The 8,509-nt window shown below is 67.8% G+C and carries 11 protein-coding genes and 1 pseudogene; 6 read left to right on the plus strand and 6 right to left on the minus strand.

Annotated elements, in window-relative coordinates:
* Positions 1-457: 457 nt before the first annotated feature.
* The gene (locus ACFTZL_RS36215) at positions 458-1,558 is read left to right on the plus strand and encodes a glycosyltransferase (protein ID WP_382592030.1); all 1,101 of its coding nucleotides are present in this window, start codon (positions 458-460) and stop codon (positions 1,556-1,558) included.
* Between the two features lie 24 nt (positions 1,559-1,582).
* Here the strand turns inward: ACFTZL_RS36215 and ACFTZL_RS36220 are convergent, their stop codons facing one another.
* Both ACFTZL_RS36220 and ACFTZL_RS36225 read right to left on the minus strand, forming a co-directional pair.
* Positions 1,583-1,954: an HIT domain-containing protein gene (locus ACFTZL_RS36220; protein WP_382592033.1), complete on the minus strand. Its 372-nt coding sequence runs from the start codon at positions 1,952-1,954 to the stop codon at positions 1,583-1,585.
* Between the two features lie 246 nt (positions 1,955-2,200).
* Positions 2,201-2,416, minus strand: coding sequence for a hypothetical protein (locus ACFTZL_RS36225; RefSeq protein ID WP_382592035.1), 216 nt, complete (start codon positions 2,414-2,416; stop codon positions 2,201-2,203).
* Between the two features lie 510 nt (positions 2,417-2,926).
* On the opposite strand from ACFTZL_RS36225, the gene ACFTZL_RS36230 reads away from it, so the two are divergent.
* Both ACFTZL_RS36230 and ACFTZL_RS36235 read left to right on the plus strand, forming a co-directional pair.
* Positions 2,927-3,331, plus strand: a complete 405-nt coding sequence (locus tag ACFTZL_RS36230) for a DUF6336 family protein (protein WP_382592038.1) — start codon at positions 2,927-2,929, stop codon at positions 3,329-3,331.
* Positions 3,332-3,811: 480 nt separating this feature from the next.
* Complete coding sequence (locus ACFTZL_RS36235; protein WP_382592041.1) at positions 3,812-4,099, plus strand: hypothetical protein; 288 nt, start codon at positions 3,812-3,814, stop codon at positions 4,097-4,099.
* A 92-nt stretch (positions 4,100-4,191) separates the two neighbouring features.
* Here ACFTZL_RS36235 and ACFTZL_RS36240 read toward each other — a convergent pair whose 3' ends face one another.
* Positions 4,192-4,581, minus strand: a complete 390-nt coding sequence (locus tag ACFTZL_RS36240) for a restriction endonuclease (protein WP_382592044.1) — start codon at positions 4,579-4,581, stop codon at positions 4,192-4,194.
* Positions 4,578-5,114, minus strand: coding sequence for a hypothetical protein (locus tag ACFTZL_RS36245; RefSeq protein ID WP_382592047.1), 537 nt, complete (start codon positions 5,112-5,114; stop codon positions 4,578-4,580). The genes ACFTZL_RS36240 and ACFTZL_RS36245 overlap by 4 nt, the downstream gene beginning before the upstream one ends.
* A 604-nt stretch (positions 5,115-5,718) precedes the next feature.
* Here ACFTZL_RS36245 and ACFTZL_RS36250 point away from each other — a divergent pair.
* Positions 5,719-6,642: a hypothetical protein gene (locus ACFTZL_RS36250; protein ID WP_382592050.1), complete on the plus strand. Its 924-nt coding sequence runs from the start codon at positions 5,719-5,721 to the stop codon at positions 6,640-6,642.
* Positions 6,643-6,654: 12 nt separating this feature from the next.
* Positions 6,655-7,212 (plus strand): GNAT family N-acetyltransferase, encoded by a 558-nt coding sequence (locus ACFTZL_RS36255; RefSeq protein ID WP_382592053.1) that lies wholly within the window; start codon positions 6,655-6,657, stop codon positions 7,210-7,212.
* A 134-nt stretch (positions 7,213-7,346) separates the two neighbouring features.
* On the opposite strand, the gene ACFTZL_RS36260 is transcribed toward ACFTZL_RS36255, so the two are convergent.
* The gene (locus tag ACFTZL_RS36260; protein ID WP_382592056.1) at positions 7,347-7,649 is read right to left on the minus strand and encodes a DUF6207 family protein; all 303 of its coding nucleotides are present in this window, start codon (positions 7,647-7,649) and stop codon (positions 7,347-7,349) included.
* A 74-nt stretch (positions 7,650-7,723) separates the two neighbouring features.
* Between ACFTZL_RS36260 and ACFTZL_RS36265 the strand changes: the two genes are divergently transcribed.
* Positions 7,724-8,083, plus strand: a complete 360-nt coding sequence (locus ACFTZL_RS36265; protein WP_382592059.1) for a hypothetical protein — start codon at positions 7,724-7,726, stop codon at positions 8,081-8,083.
* An 18-nt stretch (positions 8,084-8,101) separates the two neighbouring features.
* On the opposite strand, the pseudogene ACFTZL_RS36270 reads toward ACFTZL_RS36265, so the two are convergent.
* Positions 8,102-8,509 (minus strand): annotated as a pseudogene (locus ACFTZL_RS36270) (hypothetical protein); the annotation flags it as partial.

Genomic DNA, 8,509 nt, shown 5'->3' on the forward strand with positions numbered 1-8,509 from the left:
GCTTTGGTCGGAACGGTCCGATAACGCGAACGGGCCGGAAGCGAATCGACCGTTCCGCGAAGAAGCAGCGTCACCCGAAGCGGATGACGCTGGGGAGCCGCCCCAGGGCGAGGACACGTCCCAATGACTCAGCTCAGCAGCGAGAGAACCTGAGCATCGGGGCCGCCCTGTTCCTTCGGAGCCGCAGACAGCCGTGTGCGGTCGTTCGGAAGCCGAAGCGTGAGCCGAACTTGATCATCATGTCCGCGCTGTCGCGCATGATCTGAGCAGCGGGGGTTCTTGATTAGGTTCCTGTCCCGCCCCTCGACCAGGGGGCCGCGCTCGGCCATGACAAGCCGTGCTTCCTCGAAGCTCGCCCACGCCGAGCAGCGGAAAGCGGAAACGATTCGGAAAAGCATGCGACGGCAATAGGGAATTCTGAGGTAATTGCACTGCGAGATTCTGCTAGGGTGATCCGGTGAACTTAAAAGTCGGAATTACCGGCGGTGCAAGCGCCGGTCATGTCGTTCCCGCCGTGGCAGTCGCCGCCGAACTACGCCGGGCCGGAGTGGAAGAACTGGTGTTCTTCGGCCGGGCGGACAGTATCGAGCACAAGCTGGCGGACAAGGCCGGCATCCGCCTCGCGCCGGTTCCCTCGGCGGGACTGCAACGCTTTCGGTCGTGGCAAAACCTCGTCATGCCCCTCACCGTGACGCGCGGGGTCTACGCCGCCTGGCGCGCGATGCGCCGCGAGAAGCCCGACGTGGTCTTCTCCAAAGGCTCCTACGTCTCGGTGCCCGTGGGGATCGCTGCCTGGATGAACCGCGTCCCGCTCGCCATCCACGAGTCCGATCACAGCCTCGGGCTGGCCAACCGAATCTTGGCCCGGTTCGCCACCGCGCTCTTCCTGGCCGAACCCGGACAGGTACTGCCCCGGCGCCTGCGGCGCAAAGCGGTGGTCACGGGCCTGCCCATGCGCGACGACCTCGCCGACGGCCAGCCGGAGCAGCTACGGGCACACCTGGGCATCCCGCACGGCAAACCGGTCCTGCTCATCTTCTGCGGCAGCAGCGGATCGCAGCGCATCAACGACGCCGTCCGCCGTCAACTGCCCGCACTCACCAACAAGTTCGCCGTCCTCCACATCTGCGGACCCGGAAACCTCGACCCGGACCTGGCCCCCGCACCGCGATACTGGCAGCTGGAGTACCTGCACGAGGAGATGGTGGACGCTCTGTGGCTGGCCGACCTGGTGATCGGCAGGGCGGGGGCCACCACCCTGGCCGAGCTGGAAGCCCTGGACAAGCCCGCGGTGCTGATCCCCCTGCCGGCCTCCGTCAGCCGCGGCGACCAACTCGACAACGCCCGCGCGTACGCGAGCCGCGCGGCCTGCGTCGTTGTGCCGGACGATGACCGGCTGGCCGACGGACGTCCGATCCTGGACGCGTGCGAGAAGCTGTTGCCTGAGCTCCAGCAGTCCCCCACGCCCCCGGACCCTGACACCATCCACCGGGTCGCCCGCGACATCGCGGTGCGAACGATCAGCCTGGCGGGCCCCCGTCGGCGCCGCAGAAGCTGACCGGCCGGGGCGGGCTGTGCCGGTTCAGGCCAGTCCTTCGGGCAGTTCGCCCCGGAACAGCACGTGCCAGTGCATGTGCTTGGACTCCTGGTAGGCGCCCTCGTTGGTCACCACGCACGCAGCCCCGTGCTCCTTGCGCACGCGCGCGGCGACCGTACGGACCACGCGCACGACGTCGGTCAGCAGTTCCTCCCCGCCATCCCCCAGATCGACCAGGGAGGGCGTGTGCTTCTTGGGGACAACGACGATGTGGACCGGGTAGCTGGGTTTGGTGTGTTCAAAGGCCAAGACCGTGTCCGTCTCCTCCACCACCTTCACCGGCGTCCGACCGCTTAGCGCCTCGGCACAGTAGAAGTCGGAAACCTTCGTCTCGGCGGTCGCCGTCGAAGCACCCACAGTGGCACCAATCCCTCGCTCTGCACGGACACGGGCATCCTCACAGGCTCCTCCCGCCCGGACATGACGTCCGAGCCAGCGGAGCGGGTGATGCCCTGGCCCCGTAACGCTACAGGTGACGCATGAGGCGCTATAAACTCACCTCTTTAGTCAGATATTGCGGCTTTAGGACGTCGCCAGCGGGGCCGGGCGGCGTCCCGTCCCCCAGGGCGGACCCGGCGCGCCCGTCTCTACCCGCAGCAGGGTTCAGCGGCGGACATGGATGCAGACTTGGACCGTTCCGCCCGTGGCCGCCGCCGCAGCTCCGAGTCCGATCACAGGGGCTACGTAGTCGCTGTTCCCGCTCACGGTGAGCACGATGACGGCAACGATCGAGCCCAGCACGGATAAAGCGCTGACCCAGGTGAGTGCCTTCGCCATGGCCGATGAAGGCACCGAGGTACTACGGTCGGTCTCAGTCACGGGGATGAACTCCTCCACTTCCAGGGGGTTTCTGTGACCCAGGGAGAAGTCGGCCGGACCGGTATGACGGGCTGTCCAACCCGGCTTCCCCTCGGGAGATCATTTGGTGCAGTTCCGTACGGGTGCGCGTCGGCGCAGCGCCGATCGAAGCCCGGACCTGCCGTGTGCCAACACCGCCTTGGGCAACGGACTCCGTGAACGGTGTGAAAGATCGTCGCCGCGCTAGCCCTTGGCTTCCCTCCGATACAACGGCAGCGCCTACCTCAAATACGAGCCCCCAGGCTGTGAAAGTTGTCAGCTTCGCCCTTGATCTGTGAGAACCCGTGATTGGGCGTATGCGGGAACCCAACACCGGCAAACTCGGAAGGTTTGCTCTCCCCGAGGCGGATCGGCGGGCGCTTCGATCGGGGCGCCCGGGTGTGACTGATCGAGATCGGTCTTTCCGAGCCGCACGATTCTCACGCTCGGAACATCGCGGCTGCTCGGGCCGAGCGGGCTAGGGTGCTGGCCATGGCTTTGGATCAGGACGGCGTGATGCTGCCGCGGCTGCGGCCGGCGGACGTTGCGCGGCAGGCCGTGACCTTCGGCCTGCTGGGCGTGGTGCCGCTCGTGGTGGCGGCTTTGAGCATCACTGGCCACAGCAACCGACGAGAGTTCCTGGCCGTCGTCAGTGGTCTTGTCGGCCTCTTCGGCGCGATCCTGCTTGTGGTCGGTGCTGGCTTTTGGTGGGCCAGCGCGGGGGACGTCCGCCGGGTGCGGGACTGGCGCACCCTCACGACACAGGCCGCCTCGGTGACCGTCGTGGGTCCGCTGTTCCTGCGCTCCGGGCTGTTTCTCCTTGTCCTCGCAGCTGCCGCTCTCGGGCTGGGCCACCTTGTGGCCGCTGCACCGTACGGCAGCTGGTTGCACGGCTAGAACTTGCCCTCGACCGGCAAGCGGTCACAGGAATAGTGCAGGACAAGAACGCTGCCTCGTCATCAGCACGACGGGCGTAGCCCTCGGCCGCGCTCGGTGCAGGATCAGCGGCCGAGGGCCTCGTCATTGCCCACCCCGGCTCGCTGGTGTCCTCGGCGTCCTGGACTTGAAATCGTCGCTGCTGACCGCAAGACAACAGGACCCGCGGCGCCAGACCACGAGACGCGCATCATCGAAGCGTTCCGCGAGACTCACGGCAGACCAACAAAAAAAGATCGAGATCCAGCTCCGGGCGCTCGTGGAACACAACCGGAGAACTGGGCCTGCCTAGTCCGCGGTCAGCCGCATCGCCATAGCCGCCGCAGCCTGCCAGCGGCTTCCCGAGTGGCACCAGCTTGAAGCCCGCGAGACGATGACATCTGAGGGGTGGGAAAGCACTCGCCTGAGGGAACCAGAGCACTCAAGCTTTGGAGCGTTGCCATGACCACCAAGAGCACTTGCGGGCCGCAAAGCGATCCCGAGTTCTTCGACGCACTGAACAAGCTGTTCGACCAGTACCCCGAAGCAGCCGACAGGTACGCGGTCAAATCCATGACCATGGAACTCGACATCCTGAAGATCGACTTCAGGACGCAAGTAGGCGTGTCCCGCGTCGAAGACGGCCGCATCATCACGGAATTCGTCGACCGAGACCCCACACGCGACCGCGATTGCTGCGGATATTGGCACGGCGAATGCGTCCTGCTTTGTGACCCCCCGCCGGTATGAGAACCGCTTAGTCCGCGGGCAGTCGCCGTGCCTGGTCCGCTGCGAGCTGGCCGGCGGCTGCACCCCACGGTGTCACTCCGGGATACGGAAGGTCAGGCGGTGGACGCCTCTTCGGGCGGGGCGAGCCGGTCGAGGCGTTCGTACAGTGCCTTGACCATGTGGGCCCGTTGCCGCACGCAACGAGCTGTGCCCTCGTACGGCGCGGTCAGGCGGAGATCGGCTTCCGCGAGAACGACCTCGGTCAGGATGCGGGTCGCGTTGAGAATGGGCAGTTCGTTGCAGTGGCGCCGGACGTCCGAGGTGACGGCACGTCCGTGTCCGGTGAGCTGCAGGGCGATCTGTTCACAGTCGCTCGGGGGCAGGACCATGTCGTCGGTCCAGGCCAGTACCGCCTTGACCAGGCACATGTATGGCTCACGGTCGAGGGGGAGTTCCGCCTCGATGAGGCCTTCAGGGTCGTAGAGCACGGTGTGCCCGCTCATGAAGCCACCGTCTGGGACGTCGCGGGTCGGCCGGCTAAACCCTCGAACAGGCGCCGGGGGTCGAGGGCGCCGGCGGACACCAACGCGCGGAGGGAATCCGGCTGGAGACCGACGAGCGCCTCGTCCTCACCGTCTTCGCCCCACTCTTCCCCTTCGTCGGCCTGCTCCTGAGAGGGTGTGAGCCTCGGGGGAGGAAGGCTCACCCACGACGCAGCGTAGGACCCCACGCCGCCGGGTGCGGGCACGACGACCCACCCCCCGTATGGCACGAGCCGGACGTCCGGTACGAACTCCCACAGCTGCGCCCAGCCGCTGGCCACGACCACCAGCAGCTTCCCGTGCAGGTAGTCGGCGATGAGCGAGTGGCCATCCGCGATCGGTACCTGCACCGCGTCGAGCGCCGCCAGTGCGGGCGCGAGCGGCAGCACGATGACGTCCTGCCCGCCGTCGTGCTGGACAAGGCGCGTGGACCAGGTGCTCGCGGCGAGCAGCTCGTCACGGCGGTTGCCCTGCGGCTCGCCGTACTGCGACATCCACGTGGCAGGGGGAGGGGTCTTCTCAGCCCTCTTCTTCGGGGGCCGGCGGGCGGTCACTGGACAACCTCCTCTGCGGCCCATGTGACGCGACTGCAGCCGCGGGGCTTCTTCGGCACGGGCACTCTCCCGGATCGTCCTTGCTGTCTCTGTCCAGCCAACCGCCACCCGTTCGGGTGCGCTTAGGCCGGATTCCGGGCAAGTCCCGTACAGCGACCGGACAGTTTTGCCTACGAGTGACGCTCAGTGGGACTACCGTCACGCCCACGCTCAGTACTCCGGGGGACCGATGGACAGACAGCGCAACACTCGACTCGAGGCGCTGCTCGCCGAGTTCGACTTCACCCATGAGACCCTCGCCGAAGAGGTCAACCGGGTCTCCGCCGACATCTTCGGCAAATAAGGCGACTGCACAGACCGGCACGTCAGGCGCTGGATCTCCGGCGAAGTGCGCTGGCCCTGGACGAAGTACCTTCTGCCGTTGGAACGCATCTTCGACCGTCCGGCCCAGGGGCTGGGGTTCGTACCGCGCGGGAAGAACAGCGCCAACCTGCCCACCCCTCCGCCGAGGCCGTTACCGGCACCGAAGGAGGTGGAGAATCCCGTGCAACGCCGCAGGTTCTTCGCCCTGTCCGCCGCCGCCACAGTGGCGCTTGCCCTGGGCATCGACGAGACCCCCGTCCGAGGCCGCCTGTCGATGAGCGACATCGACCGCGTGACCGCGAACATCGGCCGCCTGGACTCCCACTTCTTCTCTATCGGCGGGGGCCCACTCCTCACCGTGTGCACCGCCTACATCGACCGGCTCCGTGACGCCCTCGGCGGCTGCGTCTACGGCACCCGCGTCGAGAAGGCGATACACCACTCGATCAGCAGCCTGTACGCGTCCGCCGGCTGGGCCGCCCACGACGGAGGCGACCCCACCCAGGCCGCGCTGCTGCACACCGCTTCCCTGCAAAGCGCCCTGCTCGCTGGTGACGCCTCGGCCAGCGCCCGCGCCTGGTCGAACCTCGCGCTGCAGGCCCGCATGGAGGGGCGCCACCGAGAGGCCGTCCAGATCACCCGGGCCGCGCTCGACAACCGCCGTGCCCGCCAGGACCCGCACATTTCCGCGCTGCTGCACGCCCGTCTCGCCATCGGCCAGGCACGCACCACCGACCGCACCGGGGCCGCCCGTTCCCTGCTCGCCGCCGAGCAGGCCTACGACCGGGTCAACCCCGCAGCGTCAGAACCGAGTTGGCTCGCATTCCTCTCTCCGGCCGAACTGTCCGGTCTGGCCGCCATCACCCATCAGGCACTGGGCCAGTACGACCGCGCGGAGGCCTCCACCGCCCAGGCCCTGGAACTCCTCCCGCCCTCGATGCGCCGCTCCCACGCCTACTACTCCGTGCAGCTCGCCGAGCTGCAGCTCGCCCAGGGCAACCGCGACCAAGCCGTAGCCACCGTGACCACCCTCGACGCCTCCTCCCTCGACAGTCGGCGCATCGCCGACCGGCTCGCCGCCGTCCGGCGCACCCTCACCGCATAGGAGCCCCGACCCGTGACCACCGCTGGGATCGACGTACGGCACTACGACCACCGCCAGGCCGCCGAGCTCCGCCCGCTGCTCCTGGAGGTCTACAGCGAGGTGTACGCGGACGCGGCGAAGACCGACCCGTTCGCCACGGTCGAGCGGTTCGCCCAGGGCCTCGACGGCTGGAGCAGCCGCCCCGGCTGGACCTGCGTGGTCGGCTACGACGCAGACCAGGCAGTCGGGTACGCGTACGGCGCCCCGCTCCCCAAGCGCGCGCCGTGGTGGGGAGGACTGCTCACCAAAGTGCCGGCCGACGTCGTCAAGGAGAACGGGCGCCGGACGTACGCGCTCAGCGAGCTGATGGTCCGCGTTCCGTGGCGCAAGACCGGGGTCGCACGCAGACTGCACGACGCACTACTCGAGGACCGACCCGAGGAGCGCGCCACGCTCCTGGTCGATCAAGAGCACCCCAAGGTCCATTCCCTGTACGAGTCGTGGGGCTGGCGGACCCTGGGGGACCTACGCCCGCGCATCCCCGACGCGCCGCTCTTCCACGCCATGCTGCTCGACCTCGCCCGAAACTGACCGGCCGCTGGCGCCTGGACAACCGTCTCGACACGGGCCGCACAGGAGGCACGGCTCCCGCGGTTCCAGACACTTCACTCGGAGATCGCGCGCGCCGCGGGGGAGTGTGGCACCGTGGATGCAGGCCTGGTCCGTCACTCCCCCCGTGGTGGCGGACCAGGCCTCATCGCGTATCGGGGGACCAGTGCCTCGTGCGGTGAGGACGTCTGGGCGACGACTTGCCGCAGATCGGCGTACAGGCGCAGCCGTACGCCAGGCTGGCCGGGATCCCGGAAGGTGCTCTCGGAGATCGCGGTCGCCCACGTCCGGGCGATCGCCCTCTGGAAGGCGAACACGGTGTCGTCGTCCAGGCCCGCCACCTCGATGACGACCTGGCCCGGCTCAGCCACATGTGCTTCTTGAATCGGCTCCACGCCTGTAGGGACGCGTTCGTGCATGCCGGGGTATCTCTGCTGGCTCGGAATTCACCCGACCGAAGGAAATGTCAGTGCGGGCATCTACCGTCAGGGGAATGACCCCTTCGCCGAACTCCCGTGACAGTGCATGGGTTTTGGAGGCCACCATCCGGACCGCGCCGGCCGCCGATCCTCACTGGCAGGAACAACTGGCCAAGCTCCGCCCGCTCGCAACGTACGACCGCGAAACCCAGACCTGGCACGCGCGCCTCGGCGCGCTGGACCTGGCGGGCGTGCAGGTACTGCAGACCCTCTTCGACGCCGCGCGCATCCACGGCACCGAGGTGCGCCTCGCGCCCGTGGCCGTTCCGGTGTACTGGAACGGCCCCACCTTCACGAGGGACTCGGAAGTGGCCTCCTTTCTCGAGGCGCTGGCCGACCGGGGCCGGCCGCTCGGCCAGCTGCCTATCGCCTAAGACGTCGCTTCCCACTCCTCAGTGGATGGGGAACGGGGCATGGTTGTTCCAGTTTTGTCCGGGGGCCTGGTCCCACCACTGGGTCCACATCTTGCTGTCCGCACCGGGCCAGAAGACATCCAGGTGACCCGATGTCCTGGCGACCGCTGCGATGCGCGTATAAGGCGCAGGTGCCACGGGGAAGTTGCTGGCGATGGGGAACGGGGCATGGTTGTTCCAGTTTTGCCCCGGGGCCTGGTCCCACCACTGAGTCCACACCTTCTCGTCAGCGCCGGTCCAGAAGACATCCAGGTGATCCGACGTCCTGGCGACCGCTGCCAAGCCCGCCTCAGGCGGTACGGGGAAGTTGCTGGCGATGGGGAACGGGGCATGGTTGTTCCAGTTTTGCCCGGGGGCCTGGTCCCACCACTGGGTCCACACCTTGCC

Source organism: Streptomyces sp. NPDC056948 (genome assembly GCF_042674225.1).
GTDB lineage: Bacteria > Actinomycetota > Actinomycetes > Streptomycetales > Streptomycetaceae > Streptomyces > Streptomyces purpurascens.

Bases quoted from the DNA above. Each gene is read 5' to 3' on its own strand.
- ACFTZL_RS36240 (WP_382592044.1), bottom strand. From the start codon at position 4,581: ATGAGCGGGCACACCGTGCTCTACGACCCTGAAGGCCTCATCGAGGCG.
- ACFTZL_RS36230 (WP_382592038.1), top strand. From the start codon at position 2,927: ATGGCTTTGGATCAGGACGGCGTGATGCTGCCGCGGCTGCGGCCGGCG.
- ACFTZL_RS36265 (WP_382592059.1), top strand. From the start codon at position 7,724: ATGACCCCTTCGCCGAACTCCCGTGACAGTGCATGGGTTTTGGAGGCC.
- ACFTZL_RS36235 (WP_382592041.1), top strand. From the start codon at position 3,812: ATGACCACCAAGAGCACTTGCGGGCCGCAAAGCGATCCCGAGTTCTTC.
- ACFTZL_RS36245 (WP_382592047.1), bottom strand. From the start codon at position 5,114: ATGTCGCAGTACGGCGAGCCGCAGGGCAACCGCCGTGACGAGCTGCTC.
- ACFTZL_RS36260 (WP_382592056.1), bottom strand. From the start codon at position 7,649: ATGCACGAACGCGTCCCTACAGGCGTGGAGCCGATTCAAGAAGCACAT.